Source organism: Sphingomonas sp. 67-41 (assembly GCF_001899725.1).
Taxonomy (GTDB): domain Bacteria; phylum Pseudomonadota; class Alphaproteobacteria; order Sphingomonadales; family Sphingomonadaceae; genus Sphingomonas; species Sphingomonas leidyi.
Genome location: NZ_MKWJ01000012.1, coordinates 1 through 19,506 on the forward strand (window position 1 = coordinate 1; position 19,506 = coordinate 19,506).

Genomic DNA, 19,506 nt, shown 5'->3' on the forward strand with positions numbered 1-19,506 from the left:
TGATCTGCTCCTCGCTAAACCTGCTGCGCTTCATCTCCGTCCTCCTCAATGAAGGACTCTAGCTCAAACTGGAGGAGTTTCAGGGGAGCACGTCACAGCCCCTTCAAAAGGATGAGTGCGCCAGCAATTCCGATCAGGATGGCGGCACCGCTGCCGGTGAGCCACAAGACACGCCGCACCCCCATGCTGCGCCTGGAACGAAAGGGCACCTCAACATAGCGATAGGAGAAATAGGCGGCCGCGAAGCTGAAGAACGCCAGCAGCACGCTTTCCCAAACATAGGGCATACGAATCAAGACATAATGGGCCACTACATAGATGGGCCAGTGCCAAAGATAGAGCGAATAAGTGATCAGCCCGATAGCGACCAAAGGCCGAGATCCGATCAAGTCCGCCAACGGGTTGGGTTGACGACCACTCCAGATCAATAGCCCGGCGCCCAGACAGCACAGAGTGGCGTCGGGAATCCACGCGGGAGCTATTGGAGAGCGGACAGGGATACCGCGACCAGAGCCAGGCCCAACGCGCCGATAGCCGCGGACACGCGTGGATTGCCGGGAGGCGGTGTACGGATCATCGCCACGATGGCACCGCACCCCAGTTCCCAGGCTCGCATCGGAAGCAGATAGAAGGCCACGAATGCCTTGTTGAGATACAGGGCATGACAGTGACGGCGAACGAACCCAGCGTCAGCACGACAATCATCGAGAGCACCAGCGTCGGGCGACGCAGCTTCATCAAGAAATACAGCAATATGGGGGAAGAATATGGAACTGCCCTTCTATTCCGAGCGACCAAGTATGCAATAGCGGCTTCGTTGTAGCCTCGGCGGCAGAATAATCGGTATCGCGCTAGAAATATATATTTGAAATAAAGGCGAAAGTGGCGAGAGCACTTTTCCCGTAGCCCATCAGCTCGGTGGGCAGGAACGTCAGGGTCACCGCCAGGGTGGTAACAGCGATCACCAGGGTCAGCACAGGCATGATGCGCCGCACGCGCCTCCCGTAAAATCCCAGTATGGAATAGTCGCCGCGCTCGCATTCCCGGACCAGGATAGTCGTAATCAGAAACCCCGAGATCACGAAGAAGACGTCCACACCGAGGAAGCCGCGACCAAGGAGGCTACCGAACAAGTGGAATGCCACCACCGACACCACGGCGACGGTGCGCAAGCCATCGATATCGGCACGGTAAGCCGGTTGATATTCCTCACTTTTGTACACGTGAGGCCCCCGAAATGCCGGACGGGTATCTATGGCGCAAGCTTGCGTGGCAGGCCCTTTGCCGCAGCAAGCAGAAAATCCGCCGGAGGTGATGGCACGCTATTTGGAGCCAAAACCGGAAAGCATGGTGGGAATGGTCCGGAGCGCTATCAGAATATCGAGCCACGCCGAGAAGTTCTTGATATAATAGAAATCGTAGGTCAGCTTCTGATGTACGGCGTCGAGGTCCGTCACGTGGCCCTGATGGACCTGCGCCCAGCCGCTGATCCCGGGCCGCACGATATGGCGATAGAAATAGAAGGGCAGCTCGGACTCATACCATCGAGATAGCGGGACCGCCTCAGGACGGGGCCCGATAAGGCTCATTTCCCCACGCAGTACGTTGAAGATCTGCGGCAGTTCATCGAGGCGGACCCTTCGCAGAAAACCGCCGATCGGCGTGATGCGCGCATCATCCGACTTGGTCATCGCATCCTCGCGCACCGATACCTCGTCCGCGCTCACTTCGCGCGGTCGCATGGTCCGGAACTTGTACATGGAGAAAGCGCGGCCCCGATAGCCCATCCGCTGCTGGCGGTAGATCACGCCACCCGGAGAATCGAGATGCACCAGCATCGCGATCAGCAGCATGGGAAGCGCGACGAAGGGCAGCAGCGCGAGACATACGAAAACGTCCACCCCGCGTTTGACCTTTGCATAGGCAAGATTGGGCAGGAGCGACCCGAAGCTGTTCTCCGACAGGTGCTCGATCGAAACCCGGCCGGTAAGCGATTCGCGCAACTGCTTGGTATGATAGACCGGCCTTCCGCTAACTGCCGCCTCGGCCAGCATCCGCTCCCAATCTGGCTCATGATCGAAGCGCAGATCCGCCACGATGGCGGCCCGCCGTGGCTCCGGAAGCTCGGGCGTGCGCATCACGATCCAGTCGACATCGGGTATCTCGAGCAACAGATCGACCTTGCCCGCCGGCACCATCCAGAAACAGGGCGTTACATAGTGCTCAATGACAAAGCTCAGCACATAGCTGACCGCGAGCCCCAGCACGAAACTCGCTCCCAGATGGAGACGACTATAATCAAGGCGCAACAGGAACATGCCCAGCATCACCGCGCCATAGGACGCCGTGTAGGAAGGCAGTATGTATCCGAATGCACGGGTTCCGGGGAAGGCAGTCACGCGCCGGAAGAGATAGAGCCCCCCAAGCGCACCAATCGCCGAGCCGACGATGCTGTTGGTCAATGGGCCACCGGCACTCTCGGTCAGCGAGAACTCGGGGAAGCGCACCAAAGCAGGGAGCAGTACGGCCACCGCCAAGGCCACGAGAGCCTGAGCGCGCAACGAGTTGAACCTGGTGGTGCGGGGTGCCTTGACCTGGCCCTCGCGAAGCATAAGCATATGATTCCCCAACCAACGCTCTTCGCCCATAGCACCCAGGATGGCCGCAACCGACCTCGCGTTGCCACCCCAATATGCGCCGCGATCCGAATACCGTTCCGGAACTCTGTTAGCGCCCCTACTGTGCAAGGCTCGCCAAGTCGAGCTCTTCGTGGCATTCACCCCGCGATTGAATCAGACAATCCGGGGCGAAGGAGTTGATCTCCGCGATTCTTCGCTCCGATTCGGCTCCTGAGGAGCCCGATGTTCATCAATGAAGGGGCATCGCGCGAATCTCCGCCGGGACAAGAATGCGCCTGTTCGCACAAGACCAAGCTCGCAGCTCTCGCGTTCCAGCGCCTTGAGGCGTCAAGCGATCTCGGCCGGCATGCCAGCGCACTTGCCCTAGTCGCCCCCTCTTCGCGCACGCAAAAAGTTCCGCGGAACGCGTCCAATCTGATATCAACACAATCACTGTCCAACAGGATAGATGATCGGCTTCGCGTCCGGCACCATCGACACCGCCCCTGCACGAACCTCGGACGCAAGCTTGCCCGTCGCTTTGCTCGTATCGGCTCCCCAAACTCTGAAGCTAGAGTCTCCGGCAGGCCCGACGCGGCTCGATTCAACAGAACAATGCCTCTTATCCTCGCCCCCGCGAAATGCTAGGCGAGCCGGCGCAGCATCTATATCCAGAGGGATACCAATTTCGAATGCCGCCGCTCAATAAAAAATCGTCGATCAACAGACTCTTCGAAGTTGCTATCAAGATCTCAAGGAGAGGCCCCCGCTTCGCAGCGGCCTATTTCAAAGAGATTGTCCTCTTTGATTTGCTTAATCGTACCGATACGCGCGGCCGCAAGACCAACAACAATATGAGCGATGAGAATATCTATTATGTTGCTTCCTTCACTTCGGTTGCGGCGGAAACAATCGACCATGCCCGCCAAGCGCTAGGCGGAAAGTTCGCACATTGGCAGTTTGTCGATATCGGCTCCGGCAAGGGCAAAGTCGTACTCGTCTACGCCCAGCGCTACGGTACCGAGGCCCGTCATCCGCCGATCGGGATCGAATATGATGCCAAACTTGCTGCGATAGCGAACGCGAATATCGCCAAGCTGGGCTTTGACCGTGTCGGCGCGAAAGTGCAGGTCGATGACGCCCGCAACATCCGCGCCCATGTGGATACGGAGGGATTGGTATTATTTCTCTACAACCCGTTCTTCGGCTCGCTCTTTCACGAGTTCATATCAGAACTGGCCAGCATTCCACACATGCTGATCTATGTCGATCCGGTGGAAAGGGAATACCTGCTTGCCAATGGCTACACCATAATGGCCGAGCACAAAGGCCGGTATAATGCCGACACCTGGGTTATTGCCGCAAGCAAGGCCTAAACGCCGCCCATCCGACCCTCTTTTCCGGTGCACGCCATGGCCGCAAACTCCGCTCCCTCCTCGCACGACCTCGTCTCGGTAATCATGCCATCGCACAATTCGGCATCTTTCATAGACGACACAATCCGATCCGTGATCGCGCAAACCTATCCCCATTGGGAGTTGATCGTCGTCGACGACTGCTCCAGAGATGACACGCTCAGCATAACGCGCGCGCTTGCCGCGCAGGAGCCGCGGATTCGCTCGATCGCACTTCAGGAGAACGGCGGCGCCGCGGTCGCGCGCAACACGGCGATCGAAGCCGCGCAGGGGCGCTGGATCGCCTTCCTCGATAGCGACGACCTCTGGACGCCCGACAAGCTTGAGAAGCAGATCGCTTTCATGGAAGCGACCGGGTCCGCCTTCAGCTACGCTTCGTACGAGCGGATTACCGAAGCGGGGACATTCATCAGCACCGTCCATGTCTCCTCGAAGGTGAGCTACCATCAGCTCCTGAAGAACAACATCATCGCGTGCCTGACGGCAGTCTATGATACCAAGCAACTCGGCAAAGTCTTTATGCCGATGATCCGCAAGGGTCAGGATTATGGATTGTGGTTGATATTACTCAAGCGCACTGGACAGGCACATGGCATTGATAAAGTGCTTGGTCGCTACCGCGTACGCGAATTCTCCATATCTTCGAATAAGTTGGAATCCTCGACTTGGGTATGGAAAATCTATCGCGAAGTTATGCATTTGAACCTGCCGACAACGCTCTATTATTTCAGCTGGTACGCCGCAACCGGCGTGCTTCGCCGTATTGGCGAGAAGCTGGGCCGCAAGACCGGCTAAGGTTGCGTCTTATCGTTTCCGAAATCTCAACCCTCCTCGACGTACCTTCCGCCTATTCGGCCATGGCCTGCGCCCACAATCCGTTCGGCGACGGCCATGCTTCCGAGCGGATTGCGGGGATCTTCGCATATGGTTTCGGATTCTGAGCTCAAGGTCTGTGTTCTCGGCCTGGGCTATATCGGCCTTCCCACGGCGGCGGTGATCGCGCGCACCGGCGCCAAGGTACTCGGCGTCGACGTTCACCAGTCGGTGGTCGACACGGTCAATTCGGGCAAGGTCCATATCGAGGAGATCGACCTGGACGGCCTGGTCTCGGGCGTCGTCGCCCGTGGCAATCTGCGTGCCTCGCTCCAGGTCGAGCCGGCCGAGGTGTTCGTCATCGCCGTCCCCACGCCGTTCGGCGAAGGCCATGCGCCCGATATCGGCCACGTGCTCAAGGCCGCGACCAATGTCGCGATCACGCTCAAGGCCGGCGACGTAGTGATCCTCGAATCGACTTCGCCGGTCGGCACCACCGAGAAGGTCGCCGAGTTGCTCGCCCAGCTGCGCCCCGATCTCAAGATTCCCGGCCATTGCGCCGGCAGCGCCGATGTCGCCATTGCCTATTGCCCGGAGCGCGTGCTGCCTGGCCGCATCCTCGTCGAGTTGATCGACAATGATCGCGTGATCGGCGGTATCACGCCGCGCTGCGCCCGCAAGGCGCTGCAATTCTATCGCCGCTTCGTGCGCGGCGCCTGCGTCACCACCACGGCCAAGGCCGCGGAGATGACCAAGCTCACCGAGAATGCCTTTCGCGACGTCAACATCGCCTTTGCCAACGAGCTGAGCCTCGTCGCCGGGAAGATGGGCGTCGACGTGTGGGAAGTGATCCGTCTCGCCAACCGCCATCCGCGCGTCAACATCCTGTCGCCGGGCCCGGGCGTGGGCGGCCATTGCATCGCCGTCGATCCCTGGTTCCTGGTCAGCGCCGCCCCCGAGCAGACGCCGCTGATTCGCACCGCCCGCGAAGTGAACGACGGCAAGACCGATTACGTCATCGCGCATGCCGCCGCGATGATCGAAGCCAATCCGGCGGCGCGCGTCGCCTGCCTGGGCCTGGCCTTCAAAGCGAATATCGACGATTTCCGCGAGAGCCCGGCGCTCAAGGTGGCAATGGCACTGGCGGAGCGCTTCGGCGAGCGCATCCAGGTCGTCGAGCCCTATGCGCGCGCGCTGCCCGCCGGGTTCGACGGCACGGGCGCCGAACTGATCGACGTCGACAGCGCGATCGAGAGCTGCGGCATCTTCGTGGTGCTGGTCGATCACGACGTATTCAAATCGGTGCCGCTCGACGAGCGCGCCGAGAAGCAGGTCTACGACACACGCGGCATCTGGCCCGATCAGCCGCGCGGCGCGGCGAATGAGGCGCTGCGGCTGGCGAGCTGAGCCCCCGCCGTCCTAATCCCTGCCGCCCTGATGGCGGACCAGGATCGACTGCCAGTCGCCATCCAGCGGCTTGTCGCGCCCGGCGATCAACGCGGGCACCAGCGGACGGGCGGACAGCGGCTCCACCTTCGCGGCCTCCGCTTCCAGCGTCGCCACGCGATCGCGCCAGGCGGGATGCGAGCGGCTGCGTAGGATGCCGCCCGCCTTGCTCGGCCCGAAATGCCGCCAGAAGGCGACGCTCGCGCGCACCGGATAACTGGCGTTGGCGAGCAGGTAGACCGACAGGAGATCGGCCTGCACTTCGGTCTGCCGGAAATACTTCACATTGGCGCCGAAGCCCGCCAGCAGCCCATAGTCGACACCGCGAGCCTCCAGCCGATCGCGATGGTGCAGGATGTTATGGGAGAATTCGTGCGCCATCACCGCCGCGAGCTGGTCGTCGGGATAGTCGTCGAGAAAGGCCGATCCGATCTGTACCATCGTCCCGTCCGCCGAGGCCCCGAAGCCGCCGTCGAGCATGAGCTCGAAACGCGATTTGCACGCGCGCACCGGCTGGATCGTCGTCCGAATGGGCGTGCCCGCCCGAATCGCCTGAATGGCGATGGGGGCGTCGATGGGAAGCTCAGCGATCGCAAGCTGCACGGCCACCAGCCTGTCGGTGCTACCCGGTCTGCCCGGCAACGCGGCGATGTCCACCGTGCCGACTCGCACCAGCGAATCGTCGGCCCGCAACCCGGCGCTATCGGCCGGACTATCCGGAACCACACCCTCCACCGCCACCGGCGTTGCGAAATGAAAATGCCTCCCGGCTGCTTCGCGCGCGCCGGGATCGAACTGATCAAGCGTGTGCAGCTGAAGGCCGGTGGCTGCCTCGATTCGGTCGCACAGCGCGACGTTAGCGGTGGCCAGCCTCCAGCCGATCCCGGCAACGCGCATATCGGCCGCGCGCACGGCCTCAAACAGGTTCGCGTCCTGCGCCCCGGCCGGAACGGAAGAAGCCGCCAGAAAGAGCAGAACGCCGGCGAGCGCCCCCTCGCGGCGGCTAGGCATGCCAATGCGGAACTCGCGAAACGGCGGTATCATGGCGACCCTAGTACGCCGGACGGACCGCATCGCCAATCGGACACTTCGCGGCATGCGGGCTCCGATTGGCGCTTGCCTCGATTCGGCGGCTTTCCGCTTGATTTCGCAGTGCAACTTGAACGGGAAGGCGGGCCCAGCAACAAAAACGTCACAAGAAATCCGCTCTAACCATCACGAAACAAGCCCATTTTGGCCGAGAGACTTCATTAACCCCCTTGGCTATATTGGTGCGGCGCGTTAAGGACGGCTCCGTAACCACTTGGTACGGGTCGACCGGGTGCTAAATGGAGTGCGGACAAACCGGACCCAGTGTTGCGAAAGGGTCACGACGAGAGGTTTCTCGCCGTAGCCAAAGTTTGAGGTGTTGCGACTGCGCGGGTCCTGTGCCATAGGATCGCGTGACGAGAGCACCAGAGCTCGAAAGAGGGAGAAAAAAGAGTGTTCACTAAGCTTCTTACGGCTGCCGCTATCGCGTCGATGGCGACTGCCCCTGTTCTGGCCGCTCCGACGAGCGCTTCGAAGCTGTCGCTGTCGGGCGTTCGCGCTTCGACCGCAACCAGCAAGAAGAGCGAGCTGGCTCCGGCCGTTCTGATCGGCGTCCTCGCGACTGTCGCGATCATCGGCGGCGCTGTCATTCTCGCCGACAGCGACGACAAGCCCGACAGCCCGTAGTAGCTGGCTGCCAAGGCAGAATTTCGAAGTGGCGGCCTAACGGCCGCCACTTTTTTATTGCCTGATACCGACAGCGAAATCGGGCGTAATCACGGGTCGTTTTGACAATCATGTTCGCCAAGCTCTTCCGATCACGCCCATCGGTTCAATCCGAACCAAGTGGTAGCATTCCGAATGGCCAGCGCATCTATGCCATCGGCGACATCCATGGCCGCCTGGACCTGCTCAAGGACTTGCTTGCACGCATTGCCGCGGACGAAATGGATCGCGCACCGGCAGAGACTCAGCTGATCTTCCTGGGCGACCTGATCGATCGCGGCCCCGAATCCGCCCAGACGGTGGAGTTCTTGCGGCTGCTCGCGCTCGAGCGCACCACAGGCCGCACGCGCTTCCTCACCGGCAACCACGAGGAGGTCTTCCTCTCCGGCCTCGACGGCAGCGAGAAGGCCCTGCGCTTCTTCACCAGGATCGGTGGGCGCGAGACCATCCTCAGCTATGGCTTCTCGGAAGCCGAATATGATTCGCTCGATTACCCGGAACTCTCCGCCGAACTGCAGGCACGCGTGCCGGCAGAGCATCGCGCGTTCCTGGCTGGCTTCGAGGACATGATCATCATTGGCGACTATGTCTTCGTTCACGCCGGCGTGCGGCCGGAGGAGCCGCTGTCAAACCAGCAGCGCAAGGACCTGCGCTGGATTCGAGGCGAGTTCATCGAACACAAGGGACCGTTCGAGAAGATCGTGATCCACGGCCACACGATCACCGAGGCAGTGGAGATGACCGCACACCGCATCGGCCTCGACACCGGCGCCTATGCTTCCGGCAAGCTCACCGCGATGGGGTTCGAAGGCGATCGGCGCTGGGTGATCGATACCGCGCCCTGAGTCGTCCAAACCCTCGAGGTACCAACGAGAACGCCGGCGGAGTGATCCGCCGGCGTTCTTGCATTCAGTAGCGAGGTTCAGCGACCCTCAGCGCCCTTCAGGCGAGCCACCACCCGGGCCACCCGGAGCGCCGCCCTGCTGCTGCATCATCTGCTGCTGGAGCATCATCTGGCGCAACTCGGCGGCCGGAATGATCTGCTTGATCTCGAGATCGAACTGCAGAAGCTTGCCGTAGAGCGGATGCTGCGGGCCGGCCTTCTCATAGGCGATGTTGGCCGGGATCCAGATGCGCAGCTTCGAATCCTTGCTCATCATCTTGAGCGCTTCGTCGAAGCCGGGGATCGCGCCGCCGACCGGCAGGCGGATCTCGCCGGCCGGCTGGAAGACGGTGCCGTCGCGCAGCGTGCCGACGGTCCATACCGAAACCCCGTCGCCCTCCTGCGCCTTGGGGCCCGTGCCTTCCTTGATGACCTGATACTGGAGCCCCGAGTCCGTGGTCCGCACGCCAAGCTGGCCCTTGTTCCAGGCAAGGAACTGCGCATCGTTGCCCTTGGCGGCGACGGGCGCGCGCGTGCCGGTCCAGGCCAGCGCCACCGCAATGGCGATCGCCAACACCAGCCCGGCCCAGAGCCAGACCTTGTAGCTGCGCTTGATGGGCTGGAGCGGAACGGCGGTCACGGACATGCGATGAGCTCCAGGCGCGGGCAGCCAGCTACCCGAAAGTCAGAAAAGTCACGACGGCATCGCGCGCGGGGCGCGCAATGCCGGGTCGCGAAATCAACGGGCGCTGTCGCGCTCCATACGCTTGCGCTCGAGCTTGCGCGCGCGGCGGACCGCGGCGGCACGCTCGCGGGCACGCTTCTCGCTGGGCTTCTCGTAGTGACGGCGAAGCTTCATCTCGCGATAGACGCCCTCACGCTGCAGCTTCTTCTTGAGCGCGCGCAGCGCCTGGTCGACGTTGTTGTCGCGAACGATGATCTGCATAAACCCGTCAGTGCTCCGATCTTCAATTCAATAGAAAAGGGTTCGCCGGAACGCGGAGTTGCGGCGTCGTGGCGGCCACCTAACAGCGCAATTCCGATTTTTCAAGCACGAACAGGTCCCGGCCCCGCAATGATGCGGCGAGCCGATCAGGCGGCCGGCTGACCCTGGCAGAGCCCGAGCCGCCTGCCATAGACCCGCAGCCGGATCGCGGCATAGCCGGGCTGGCCCTTCACGCCGCTCTTCTGATCGACCGTCACGTCATAGGCCTGCTTGCCCATGGTGCCGGCATAGAGAAGCGTGGTCTTCGCGCCGTTCGCCTGGGTGCACTGGATCTCGACATCGAGCCTGCCTCCCTTCTGCACGAAGCGCGGGAACGTGCAGGTGCCGGCGACCTTTTCGAGATTCTCGATGTCGAGCGGCTTGAGGTCGCTCGCCGTCTGGCACTTCACGGCATGGCGCTCCTGCTTCTTCACCGCCGCCAGCTGCTCCGCCTTGTCCGGCCCATCGGCGAACTCGGCGGAAACGACCTGCATGCCCGAATCCCAGGTGCCCGGCTGCATCAGCATCTTGGAATGCGCCGCCTTGGACAGTCCCGCGACTTCCTTCATCGAGGCATTGTGCACCTCGAACTCGCCCGTGGCGGCGGCTTCCCGCTCCGCGGCGGACTGGCAACCGGCGAGCGCAAGGGCGCCGACGAGCAGGATGGCACGCATATTCCGGAAGTCCCTCTCCAAATTCGTGGCGCCACACAGCCGATATCGCAGCCAAAGACAAGCGCGATTCCTGACGGCATAGTGGCGCGATGACAGCAGCCGATACCGCCACGCCACCTCGACACCGCCTGCGCTCGATCCTGGGAGGGTCGGCCGGCAATCTGGTCGAATGGTACGACTGGTACGCCTATTCGGCCTTCACGCTCTATTTCGCGCCGCACTTCTTCCCCAAGGGCGACCAGACCGCGCAGCTGCTCAATGCCGCGGCGGTGTTCGCCGTGGGCTTCCTGATGCGGCCGGTGGGCGGCTGGCTGATGGGCATCTATGGCGACCGCTATGGCCGCAAGGCCGGGCTGACGCTGTCGGTGACGCTGATGTGCGCCGGATCGCTGCTGATCGCGGTCACTCCCGGCTATGCGACGATCGGCGTCGCCGCACCCGCGCTGCTGGTGCTCGCCCGGCTGATGCAGGGCATTTCGGTGGGCGGCGAATATGGCGCGAGCGCCACCTACCTCTCCGAAATGGCCGGCAAGCGGCATCGCGGCTTCTGGTCGAGCTTTCAGTACGTCACCCTGATCTCCGGCCAGCTGGTGGCGCTGCTCGTGCTGCTGGTGCTGCAATCCGCGCTGAGCGAAGCCGATCTCGACGCCTGGGGCTGGCGCATCCCCTTCCTGATCGGCGGCGTGCTGGCGGTGATCGTGTTCTGGCTGCGGCGCCGGCTGGCCGAGACGGAAAGCTTCGAGAAGCGCGGCGGCGGCCAGTCGAGCATCTTCGCGCTGTTCCGGCACCATCCGCGGGAGGCTGCGCTGGTGATGCTGCTCACCGCGGGCGGCACGCTCGCCTTCTATGCCTATTCGATCTACCTGCAGAAGTTCCTGGTCAACACTTCCGGCTTCGACCGGGCCACCGCCTCCGAGATCAATGCCGCCGCCCTGTTCGGCTTCATGCTGATCCAGCCGCTGGCCGGCGCGCTTTCCGACCGGATCGGGCGCAAGCCGCTGATGATCGGCTTCGGCGTGCTCGGCGTGTTGCTCACCTGGCCGATCTTCACCGCGCTGGAGAGCGTGCGCAGCCCCATGCTCGCCTTTCTGATCATGCTGGGCGCGCTCGTGATCGTGACCGGCTACACCTCGATCAACGCAGTGGTGAAGGCGGAGCTCTTCCCCGCGCACATCCGCACCCTGGGCGTCGCCCTGCCCTATGCCGTCGCCAATGCGCTGTTCGGCGGGACGGCGGAATATGTCGCGCTGTGGTTTAAGGACGCGGGCTGGGAAAGTGGCTTCTACTGGTACGTCACCGCAATGATCGGCGTATCGCTGGTGACGTATCTGAGCATGCGCGACACCGCGAAACACTCGCGGATCCTCGAGGATTGAGGGTTATCGCTAATCATTAGCACCTATCGGGCGGCATGGCGGGCCCCGGCGCGAGGCGGGGGCGACCCGCTGGATGCGACAAGGGGGATTACGGCTTTCCCCATCCCGCTCCGTCCATATGTTTCGGTGCATTGCAGCCCTGCAATACCAGCGTTAGGCTCGCGCCCGATCACCAGTGGATGCTGCAAGACGCATTGGCCTTGGACCTCGAAACCCGCCTGCTTATCGTCGACGACGATCCCGGTATCCGCGAACTGACCGCGGCTTTCCTGTCGCAGCACGGCTATGTGGTCGACACGGCTGCGGGCGCGACCGAGATGCGCACGCTCGCGGCGCGCCACGATTATGCGCTGATCGTCCTCGACGTGATGATGCCGGGCGAGGACGGGCTCGCCATCCTGCGCTCGATGGACCGCGAGACCGGTCCCGCGGTGATCCTCCATTCCGTGATCGGCGAGGATATCGATCGGATTGTCGGTCTGGAGATGGGCGCGGACGACTATGTGCCCAAGCCCGCCAACCCGCGCGAGCTGCTGGCGCGGATCCGTTCCGTGCTGCGCCGCAGCCAGGGCGACCGGGCCGCGCCGGCGGCGGCACCCGCCCGTGCCTTCCTGCGCTTCGCCGGCTGGCGGCTCGATCCGGTGGCCCGCCAGCTCTGGGATCCGGACGACGTGATCATCAATCTGTCCGACGGCGAATTCCGGCTGCTGCTCTCCCTGGTCGAGCGGCCGCGCCGGGTGCTGACCCGCGACATGCTGCTCGACTTCTCGCGCGGCCCCAATGCCGAGCATTTCGACCGGGCCATCGACGTGCAGATGAGCCGCCTGCGCAAGAAGCTAGCCCGGCCCGGCTCCGAGGACCTGATCCGCACCATCCGCAACGAAGGCTATATGTTCGTCGCCGAAGTCGCGGCCAAGTGATCCCGTGACTCGGCGTTCGATCACTGTTCCCATCGTGCTGCTCGTCATCGCCGCCGTGCTGATCGCGACGACGACGCAGTTCACCATCATGTTCAACGGCCCGCCGCCCGGGCCGGGGCCGCTGCCGCTGGCACGCGTCGCCGAGGCGCTGCGCACGGGCATCGTCCCGCCCACCGCGCAGCGGCGGATGACCGTGACCCGCACCAACGAGGACAAGTTCGGTCGCCAGGACGAGCATCCTTCTCCCGAACGCGATGCCGCGATCGCCCGGCTGATGGACGTGCCCGCCGAGCGTGTGCACGGGCTGTATCAGATTCCCGCACGCGACCCCGAACAGGACATGCGCGGCAGCTTCACCGTGGCGCTGGAGCAGCAGAATGGCTGGATCGTCGCCTCCAGCCTGCCGAAGCCGGCGTTCACGCCCTGGCACCTGGCCAGGCTGCTGGGGATGCTCGGCACGCTGCTCGTGCTCTCGTTGCTCGCCTGGGGCGTGGCGCGGCGAATCTCGCGGCCGATCCGCGAACTGGCCCGGGCGGCGACGCGCGTGCGGCTGGGAGCACCTCAGCCGATCCCGCAAAACGGCCCGCGCGAGGTGCACGAGCTCGCCCGCGCGCTCGACAGCATGCAGGAGCGCATCCTGCTCGAAGCCGAGAACCGCAGCGCAATGCTCGGTGCGATCGCGCACGACCTCGGCACGCCGCTCTCGCGCATCGCCTTCTGGGTGGAGCGGCTGCCCGACGATGCCCGCCTGCGCGCCGAGGCGGACATCGAGGAGATGCGGGGAATGATCAAGGCCGCGCTAAGCTTCACGCGCGACGGCCGGGACGGGGCACCCCATCAGAGGCTCGACCTGGGCAGCCTGATCGAGAGCCTGGTCGACGATCTCGCGGCCGCGGGCAAACCGGTTGTCGTCGAGCCGGGCCCGCGCGCGGTGGTGCGCGGCGATTCCGCGGCGCTGCGGCGGCTGTTCGCCAACCTCATCGAGAATGCGGTGCGCTATGGCGAGCGCGCCCGGCTCCGCTGGAACCTGGGCGAAAACACCGTGGACGTGCTGGTGGAAGACGACGGACGCGGTTTCGACCTGGCGCGCGCCGAAGCGCTGTTCGCGCCCTTCGTACGCGGCGAGGCTTCCCGGAGCCGGGAAACCGGTGGGACCGGGCTGGGCCTGGCGATCGTCCGCTCGATCGCCGAGGCGCATGGCGGCACCGTGACGCTGGAGAATCGGCCGGGCGGCGGCGGGCGGGTGCGCGTACGGCTGCCGGCCTGAGCCGCAACGCAGTGAAATGTTCGGCGACCGCGCGAAATTCCGCCATGTGTCCGGCATGTGACCAGAGCCTTCCAACCAAGGAGGCACAATGGACCATCGAGACGCGCACGACCTGGGCCTCGCCCATGACCTGAAGACAATGACGCAGCTCGCCAGCCGTCGGCGGGCGCTCGGCTGGTTCGCAGGGGCGAGCGGGGCCGCGATGCTCGCGGCCTGCGACGGCGGCTCGTCGACGGCCATGCCGGCGAGCACCGGCAACACCGGATCGAGCGGCGCGACGGCAACCCCTTCGCCATCGGCCACCGCCACGCCGACTCCCGGCGCGACCGGCACCGGCGCCAGTTGCGTCGCCGACCCTGCCGAGACCAACGGCCCCTATCCGGCCGACGGCACCAACGTCTCGAGCGGAATCACGTCGAATGTGCTCACCGCCGCGAACGTGGTGCGCAGCGACATCCGCCCGAGCTTCCTCGGCAGCTCGACTGCCGTGGCGGCCGGGGTGCAGGTAGCGCTGACGCTCACTTTGGTCGACGTGAACGCCGCATGCGCGCCGCTCGCCGGCTATGCCATCTACCTCTGGCATTGCGACCGCGACGGGAAATATTCGCTCTACGACCTGCCGGCGGAGAGTTATCTGCGCGGCGTCGGCGTGACCGATGCCAATGGCATGGCGACGTTCACCACCATCTTCCCCGGCTGCTATGCCGGGCGCTGGCCGCACATCCATTTCGAAGTCTTCTCGAGCCTGGCGAACGCCACGAGCGGCCGCTATGCGACCCTCGTCTCGCAACTGGCGATGCCGAGCGCGGCGTGCAGCACGGTCTATGACGGCGCGAGCGGCTATGCGGCGAGCATCCGCAATTTCGCGGGCGTGAACCTGAGCGGGGACAATGTGTTCGGCGACAATAGCAGCGCCCAGATCGCCCAGCAGACGCCGGCGATGCGCGGAAGCGTCGCCGACGGATACACCGCGACCGCGATGATCGGCATCGCGCGCTGAGGCCCGCGGGCGGCGGGAACGGACCAACCCGCTCCCGCCGCCCCGCCCGGAATCAGAGGATCATGCCCCCGCCGCCGCGGATCGCGAGGACCCGGCCGATCGAATCGAACAGCGCGTCCATCGCCACCGGCTTGAACAGCACGTCATCGGCACCGATCGCGAGGCAGCGCTCGCGCAGGTCCACCGCAGTATCGGCGGTGACGACGATGATCGGCAATTCCCCCTTCGCGTCGCCGCGCGCGCGAATGCGGCGGATCGTCTCGAACCCGTCCATGCCGGGCATGCGCAGATCGACCAGCACGACGTCGAACGATTCCGCGTCGAGCATCGCCAGACCCTCTTCGGCCCAGCTCGCCTCCGCCATCGTGGCTCCCGCGACGTCGAGCATGTCCTTCACGACCCGACGGTTCATCGGATCGTCCTCGATGAAGAGGATATTCATGCCCGTCCGCCCGTGGCGACCGGTTTCCCCGAGATGCGCGCGACCGTTTTTTTCATGTCCGGTGTGCTATCGTCCTAAGCCGCCCGAGATACAAGCGGGTCCCCCTCCCTCTTGCCGGAATTTTCTTCCGCTGACGGAATGATAGCATCGATCAGGCCGACGCCGGTAATAGGTTTTTCGATTATCTTGCAGTTACTTGCTGCGATCAGCTCAGCAGCGGTCTCCGCATCGGGCTTGAGCCAGAGGACGGCAAGTGCCACGCCCTCCGCCGCCGCGCGCAAACCGGCGAGCGCCCGGGCGGGGCCCTCCGCCTCGACCTTGAGTGTCGCTTCGTCGGCAAGGAGATGGCTGACACCGCCGGCCTCGAGCATCGGCAGGGCTTCCGCGACGGAACCGGCGAAGCGCAGCCGGGCGACGCGCGGCTCCAGCAACGTGCGCAGCATCGAGCGGGCGATCGGATTCCTGTCGAGCACGACTAGGTCGAGCCCTGCCGCGCTTTCGTCCGCCACGACGGCCTGGGGGGCCTCGGCAAGGACGAGCGGCAGATCGACGATGAAGCGCGAGCCCCTGCCGTCCTCGCTTTCCACCATGATGTCGCCACCCAGCGCGCGCGCCAGGTTGCGGCAGATGGCCAGGCCGAGGCCGGTGCCGCCGAAGCGACGCGTGGTGCTGGTGTCGACCTGGCGGAAGCTCTCGAAGATCTCCTCGAACTTCTCGCGGGGGATGCCGATACCGGTATCCTCGATGGCCAGCCTGAGCCGGCGGGCGTCGCCCTCGCCCTTGGCCGCCGCGCGCAGCGTGACGCCGCCCTTCTCGGTGAACTTGATCGCGTTGGAGAGCAGGTTGAACACCAGCTGGCGCAGGCGGGCGGCATCGCTGACGATCCAGTGCGGCGCATCGCCGAGCTCGCGCCGGAAGGCGAGGCCCTTGTCGCGCGCCTGCTCCTCCCAGAGGCGCGTGACGTCCTTCAGCATGGCGCACAGGTCCATCGGCGCGGCCTCGACGCTCAGATTGCCCGTCTCCATCTTGGCGACGTCGAGAATGTCGTCGACCAGCGCGCGCATGGTGACGCCGGCGCCGTGGACGATGCCGATCCGCTCGCGCGTCTGCGCCTCGAGCTTCTGATCCGAGAGCATGACCTGGGTCATGCCCAGGATGCCGTTCAGCGGCGTGCGGATCTCGTGGCTGGTGGTCGCGAGGAACTCGGTCTTGGCCTTGAGCGCCTTTTCCAGCGCCACATTGGTCTCGCCCAGCACGACGTTCGCGGCGCGCACCTTGTTGCGGCTGCGGCGAACGGTGATGAGGCCCCAGCCGAGCGCGGCCATGACGATCACCGTCGCCGCGCCGATGAGCAGGAACAGGGTCTGCTGGTAGCGGACCCTGCGCTCGGCTTCCTGCGTCTGGAGCAGCAGGATCTGGTTCTGCTGCTTCGCCCAGTCGAACTTCGCCGCCATCAGCGCCGCGCCGGCGGTTGCGGCCACCTTGGTGGATTCATCGTCGAGGCGCTTCATCGCCTGAAGGTGCTTCAGCGCCTCCCGCGTGTTCTCCGCCTTGTTGAATATCTGGTAGGCGTAGAAATGGTCGCTGCGGAACTCGACCGTGGTCTTTGCCAGGTCCATGCCGTCGAAAGTGCCGTGGATGAACCGCAACGCCTCCCCGATATTCCCCCGCTCGGAGGCCAGGGCGGCCGCAGTTGCGAGGAGGTGCCGCCGCAGCACATCGGCGTCGGCGCCGCGGATGAGCTCGAACCCCCGGGTGATCGTCCGGTTGGCATCGTCATAGCGCTTCAGCGCCACCTGGCTGCGCGCGAGGTTGCTGAGCAGGCGCGCTTCGAGCAGCGGCTTGTTCATGCCGCGCGCGATGACGATCGCCGTCTCATATTCCTTGCCCGCCTCCGCATCCCGGCCAAGCTTGGCGAGCACATTGCCGCGGCTGTTGTGGAGCGAAAGCGAAAGCACCGGGTCGTCGGTGAACAGCACGGCGGCCTGGTGGAAATATTCCTCGGCGCGCGCATCGTCGTTGGCGACGCTGTAGAGCCCGCCGATATTCTGCAGCGCGATCGCCTGGCTGCGCGGCTCCTTCACCTCGCCGAAGATGCGGAAGGCGTTCTGGTAGCTCTCCAGCGCCTGCACCGCCTGGTCGCGCGCCATGAAGAAGGCGCCCTGCGACATCAGCAGGTCGCCGCGCAGCTTGATCGGCTCCGGGATCGAACGGATCAGGTTCAGGCCGTCGGTGAGCAGCGGCGCGGCCTTGGCGGGTTCCTCGTTGCGGATATGCGCCTCGGCAGCCAGCCAGCGCGCGGTGGCCAGCGCCAGCGCCCGGCGCCGCGCGTCCCGCAGGCCGAGCGCCAGCCCGTCGATCGCGGCGGCGTGGCGAAGCGCCTCCGCCTGATCGGACATCATGCTTTCCTTGGCGCCCCGGATCTCGGCTTCGATCGCCGGCGGGAAATCGGAACGCTGCTGCGCCTGGGCGAATGCGGGCGCGCCGGCGAACAGCGCGGCAACGGCAAGGAGAGAGCCCAGCAGCGCGCGCATCAGGCGCGCTTCCAGAAGCTCTCGGGACGGACGAACGATGCCGGATGGCCGTTCGCATTGTCGAGATGGCCATCGTCCGCCAGGAACTTGCGGAACGCATCGAGCCCGAGCGGGCGCGAGATCAGGAAGCCCTGCACCATGTCGCAGCCCATCACGCTGAGCAGGGCGAGCGCGGACGGCGTCTCCACGCCCTCGGCCGTGACTTCCATCTCGAGCGCATGGGCAAGATCGATCGTCGAGCGCACGATCAGCGGATCGCGATTGCTGCTGGTGAGCTGCATCACGAACATCTTGTCGATCTTGAGCTCGCGCGCGGGCAGCTTCTTCAGATAGGCGAGCGAGGAGAGCCCGGCGCCATAGTCGTCGATCGCGAGCGTCACGCCGCTGTCGGCGAAGAACTGGAGGTGGCGGATCGCGCTCTCCGGATCGCGGATCACCGCAGTCTCGGTGATCTCGAAGCCGAGCTTCGCATCGGTGTTCGCCAGCATCTCGCACACTTCGTTGACGAAGGCCGGGTCGGCGAGGAGCTGGCCCGAGATGTTGACGAAGAGCAGCATGTCGAAGCCGTCGGCGCGCAGCTTGCGCTGGTCCTCGATCACCTGGCGCAGCGTCCAGAGCGTGAGCGTCGAAATCTCGCCCGCCTGCTCGGCGACCGAGATGAAATCGCCCGGCAGGATCAGGCCGCGGGTGGGATGCTGCCAGCGGACCAGTGCCTCGGCGCTGGCAATCTCCTGCCGGCGGACATGGACCTTGGGCTGATATTGCAGGAACATCTCGCCATTGGCGATCGCGCGGGGCAGTTCGCGCATCAAGGTAAGCTTGTCGAAGGCCAGATCCGCGCGCGACAGATCGAGCATCACCACCCGTCCGTCGGCCCGCGCCTGCTCGAGCGCGGATTCGGCGGCTTCGGCGAGCAATACCTCGTCATCCTCGACCGATGGCGCGGCGGCGACGCCGAAATGCATCTGGAGATGGTACGGCTCGCCGTCGAGATCGAGCGTGCGCTGGAAGCTCTTGCGGATCCGGTCGATATCGTCGGCGGCGGCTTCGGGCGTTTCCCGCTCGAAGCAGATCTCGATCAGCGACCGGCCGGCTGCGGCGATGCGGATGTCGGGCACCAGGCCGGAGATTCGCCGCGCCACGTCCAGCACCAGCGAATCGGCGCGGGCCCGGCCCAGATGCCGGCGCAGCGACGCGAAATTCGCGATCTCGCACAGGCCCAGGACGCTCCACAGGCGCCCCTCGACATGGCGATCGTTACTTGCCCGGTGCAGTTCTCGCTTGCCGCCACGCCCGCGCACTGTGCACCTGCACGAATTCCCTCGCGATTCCCGCGTGTTCCGCGGTGATCGCGACGGCGCTCGTGGAAGCACCGACC

Annotated in this window: 19 protein-coding genes and 1 pseudogene; 10 read left to right on the forward strand and 10 right to left on the reverse strand. The window is 64.6% G+C overall.

Annotated elements, in window-relative coordinates:
* Positions 1 to 92 precede the first annotated feature (92 nt).
* From BGP17_RS06385 to BGP17_RS06395, 3 genes are all read right to left on the reverse strand, one after another.
* Positions 93 to 398 (reverse strand): acyltransferase family protein, encoded by a 306-nt coding sequence (locus BGP17_RS06385; protein WP_286711401.1) that lies wholly within the window; start codon positions 396 to 398, stop codon positions 93 to 95.
* A gap of 453 nt (positions 399 to 851) precedes the next feature.
* Entirely contained in the window at positions 852 to 1,223 is a 372-nt protein-coding gene (locus BGP17_RS06390) for an acyltransferase family protein (protein ID WP_286711402.1), read from the reverse strand.
* A gap of 99 nt (positions 1,224 to 1,322) precedes the next feature.
* A complete protein-coding gene (locus BGP17_RS06395) occupies positions 1,323 to 2,648 on the reverse strand; it encodes a sugar transferase (RefSeq protein WP_286711403.1) in 1,326 nt (441 codons plus the stop codon).
* Between the two features lie 662 nt (positions 2,649 to 3,310).
* On the opposite strand from BGP17_RS06395, the gene BGP17_RS06400 reads away from it, so the two are divergent.
* From BGP17_RS06400 to wecC, 4 genes and pseudogenes are all read left to right on the forward strand, one after another.
* Entirely contained in the window at positions 3,311 to 3,994 is a 684-nt protein-coding gene (locus BGP17_RS06400) for a hypothetical protein (protein ID WP_286711404.1), read from the forward strand.
* Positions 3,995 to 4,078: 84 nt separating this feature from the next.
* Positions 4,079 to 4,828, forward strand: coding sequence for a glycosyltransferase family 2 protein (locus BGP17_RS06405; RefSeq protein ID WP_286711473.1), 750 nt, complete (start codon positions 4,079 to 4,081; stop codon positions 4,826 to 4,828).
* An 11-nt stretch (positions 4,829 to 4,839) separates the two neighbouring features.
* Positions 4,840 to 4,974 (forward strand): annotated as a pseudogene (locus BGP17_RS06410) (UDP-N-acetylglucosamine 2-epimerase (non-hydrolyzing)); the annotation flags it as partial.
* Entirely contained in the window at positions 4,958 to 6,253 is a 1,296-nt protein-coding gene (wecC, locus tag BGP17_RS06415; RefSeq protein WP_286711405.1) for a UDP-N-acetyl-D-mannosamine dehydrogenase, read from the forward strand. The pseudogene BGP17_RS06410 and the gene wecC, both read left to right, overlap by 17 nt.
* Positions 6,254 to 6,265: 12 nt before the next feature.
* Here the strand turns inward: wecC and BGP17_RS06420 are convergent, their stop codons facing one another.
* Entirely contained in the window at positions 6,266 to 7,303 is a 1,038-nt protein-coding gene (locus tag BGP17_RS06420) for a M48 family metallopeptidase (protein ID WP_286711406.1), read from the reverse strand.
* Positions 7,304 to 7,813: 510 nt separating this feature from the next.
* On the opposite strand from BGP17_RS06420, the gene BGP17_RS06425 reads away from it, so the two are divergent.
* Together BGP17_RS06425 and BGP17_RS06430 are read left to right on the forward strand one after the other, a co-directional pair.
* Complete coding sequence (locus BGP17_RS06425) at positions 7,814 to 8,008, forward strand: hypothetical protein (RefSeq protein WP_286711407.1); 195 nt, start codon at positions 7,814 to 7,816, stop codon at positions 8,006 to 8,008.
* A gap of 110 nt (positions 8,009 to 8,118) precedes the next feature.
* Positions 8,119 to 8,892 (forward strand): metallophosphoesterase family protein, encoded by a 774-nt coding sequence (locus BGP17_RS06430; RefSeq protein WP_286711408.1) that lies wholly within the window; start codon positions 8,119 to 8,121, stop codon positions 8,890 to 8,892.
* 87 nt (positions 8,893 to 8,979) lie between these two features.
* Here BGP17_RS06430 and BGP17_RS06435 read toward each other — a convergent pair whose 3' ends face one another.
* The 3 genes from BGP17_RS06435 to BGP17_RS06445 form a co-directional block, all read right to left on the reverse strand.
* Positions 8,980 to 9,576: an FKBP-type peptidyl-prolyl cis-trans isomerase gene (locus BGP17_RS06435; protein WP_286711409.1), complete on the reverse strand. Its 597-nt coding sequence runs from the start codon at positions 9,574 to 9,576 to the stop codon at positions 8,980 to 8,982.
* A 93-nt stretch (positions 9,577 to 9,669) separates the two neighbouring features.
* Positions 9,670 to 9,876: a 30S ribosomal protein S21 gene (gene rpsU / locus BGP17_RS06440; protein WP_010545388.1), complete on the reverse strand. Its 207-nt coding sequence runs from the start codon at positions 9,874 to 9,876 to the stop codon at positions 9,670 to 9,672.
* A 146-nt stretch (positions 9,877 to 10,022) separates the two neighbouring features.
* Positions 10,023 to 10,589: a DUF3617 domain-containing protein gene (locus BGP17_RS06445; RefSeq protein WP_286711410.1), complete on the reverse strand. Its 567-nt coding sequence runs from the start codon at positions 10,587 to 10,589 to the stop codon at positions 10,023 to 10,025.
* Between the two features lie 89 nt (positions 10,590 to 10,678).
* On the opposite strand from BGP17_RS06445, the gene BGP17_RS06450 reads away from it, so the two are divergent.
* The 4 genes from BGP17_RS06450 (at position 10,679) to BGP17_RS06465 (ending at position 15,152) form a co-directional block, all read left to right on the forward strand.
* On the forward strand, positions 10,679 to 11,965 hold the full coding sequence (locus BGP17_RS06450; protein WP_286711411.1) for an MFS transporter: 1,287 nt from the start codon (positions 10,679 to 10,681) through the stop codon (positions 11,963 to 11,965).
* Between the two features lie 179 nt (positions 11,966 to 12,144).
* Positions 12,145 to 12,885 (forward strand): response regulator, encoded by a 741-nt coding sequence (locus tag BGP17_RS06455; RefSeq protein WP_167298106.1) that lies wholly within the window; start codon positions 12,145 to 12,147, stop codon positions 12,883 to 12,885.
* A 4-nt stretch (positions 12,886 to 12,889) separates the two neighbouring features.
* Positions 12,890 to 14,152, forward strand: a complete 1,263-nt coding sequence (locus BGP17_RS06460) for an ATP-binding protein (protein WP_286711412.1) — start codon at positions 12,890 to 12,892, stop codon at positions 14,150 to 14,152.
* An 88-nt stretch (positions 14,153 to 14,240) separates the two neighbouring features.
* Positions 14,241 to 15,152, forward strand: a complete 912-nt coding sequence (locus BGP17_RS06465; RefSeq protein ID WP_286711413.1) for a dioxygenase family protein — start codon at positions 14,241 to 14,243, stop codon at positions 15,150 to 15,152.
* Between the two features lie 52 nt (positions 15,153 to 15,204).
* On the opposite strand, the gene BGP17_RS06470 is transcribed toward BGP17_RS06465, so the two are convergent.
* The 3 genes from BGP17_RS06470 to BGP17_RS06480 form a co-directional block, all read right to left on the reverse strand.
* Positions 15,205 to 15,594: a response regulator gene (locus BGP17_RS06470; protein WP_086128821.1), complete on the reverse strand. Its 390-nt coding sequence runs from the start codon at positions 15,592 to 15,594 to the stop codon at positions 15,205 to 15,207.
* Between the two features lie 74 nt (positions 15,595 to 15,668).
* Positions 15,669 to 18,128 (reverse strand): ATP-binding protein, encoded by a 2,460-nt coding sequence (locus tag BGP17_RS06475; RefSeq protein WP_286711414.1) that lies wholly within the window; start codon positions 18,126 to 18,128, stop codon positions 15,669 to 15,671.
* Positions 18,128 to 19,429, reverse strand: a complete 1,302-nt coding sequence (locus BGP17_RS06480) for a putative bifunctional diguanylate cyclase/phosphodiesterase (protein ID WP_286711415.1) — start codon at positions 19,427 to 19,429, stop codon at positions 18,128 to 18,130. Before BGP17_RS06480 ends, BGP17_RS06475 begins: the two co-directional genes overlap by 1 nt.
* Positions 19,430 to 19,506: the final 77 nt, after the last annotated feature.

Excerpts from the sequence above, each read along its gene's own strand:
- BGP17_RS06395 (WP_286711403.1), bottom strand. The coding sequence starts at position 2,648 with ATGGGCGAAGAGCGTTGGTTGGGGAATCATATGCTTATGCTTCGCGAG.
- BGP17_RS06430 (WP_286711408.1), top strand. The coding sequence starts at position 8,119 with ATGTTCGCCAAGCTCTTCCGATCACGCCCATCGGTTCAATCCGAACCA.
- wecC (WP_286711405.1), top strand. The coding sequence starts at position 4,958 with ATGGTTTCGGATTCTGAGCTCAAGGTCTGTGTTCTCGGCCTGGGCTAT.
- BGP17_RS06465 (WP_286711413.1), top strand. The coding sequence starts at position 14,241 with ATGGACCATCGAGACGCGCACGACCTGGGCCTCGCCCATGACCTGAAG.
- BGP17_RS06405 (WP_286711473.1), top strand. The coding sequence starts at position 4,079 with ATGCCATCGCACAATTCGGCATCTTTCATAGACGACACAATCCGATCC.
- BGP17_RS06455 (WP_167298106.1), top strand. The coding sequence starts at position 12,145 with ATGCTGCAAGACGCATTGGCCTTGGACCTCGAAACCCGCCTGCTTATC.
- BGP17_RS06470 (WP_086128821.1), bottom strand. The coding sequence starts at position 15,594 with ATGAATATCCTCTTCATCGAGGACGATCCGATGAACCGTCGGGTCGTG.
- BGP17_RS06420 (WP_286711406.1), bottom strand. The coding sequence starts at position 7,303 with ATGCCTAGCCGCCGCGAGGGGGCGCTCGCCGGCGTTCTGCTCTTTCTG.
- BGP17_RS06425 (WP_286711407.1), top strand. The coding sequence starts at position 7,814 with ATGGCGACTGCCCCTGTTCTGGCCGCTCCGACGAGCGCTTCGAAGCTG.
- rpsU (WP_010545388.1), bottom strand. The coding sequence starts at position 9,876 with ATGCAGATCATCGTTCGCGACAACAACGTCGACCAGGCGCTGCGCGCG.
- BGP17_RS06435 (WP_286711409.1), bottom strand. The coding sequence starts at position 9,576 with ATGTCCGTGACCGCCGTTCCGCTCCAGCCCATCAAGCGCAGCTACAAG.
- BGP17_RS06475 (WP_286711414.1), bottom strand. The coding sequence starts at position 18,128 with ATGCGCGCGCTGCTGGGCTCTCTCCTTGCCGTTGCCGCGCTGTTCGCC.
- BGP17_RS06400 (WP_286711404.1), top strand. The coding sequence starts at position 3,311 with ATGCCGCCGCTCAATAAAAAATCGTCGATCAACAGACTCTTCGAAGTT.
- BGP17_RS06450 (WP_286711411.1), top strand. The coding sequence starts at position 10,679 with ATGACAGCAGCCGATACCGCCACGCCACCTCGACACCGCCTGCGCTCG.
- BGP17_RS06445 (WP_286711410.1), bottom strand. The coding sequence starts at position 10,589 with ATGCGTGCCATCCTGCTCGTCGGCGCCCTTGCGCTCGCCGGTTGCCAG.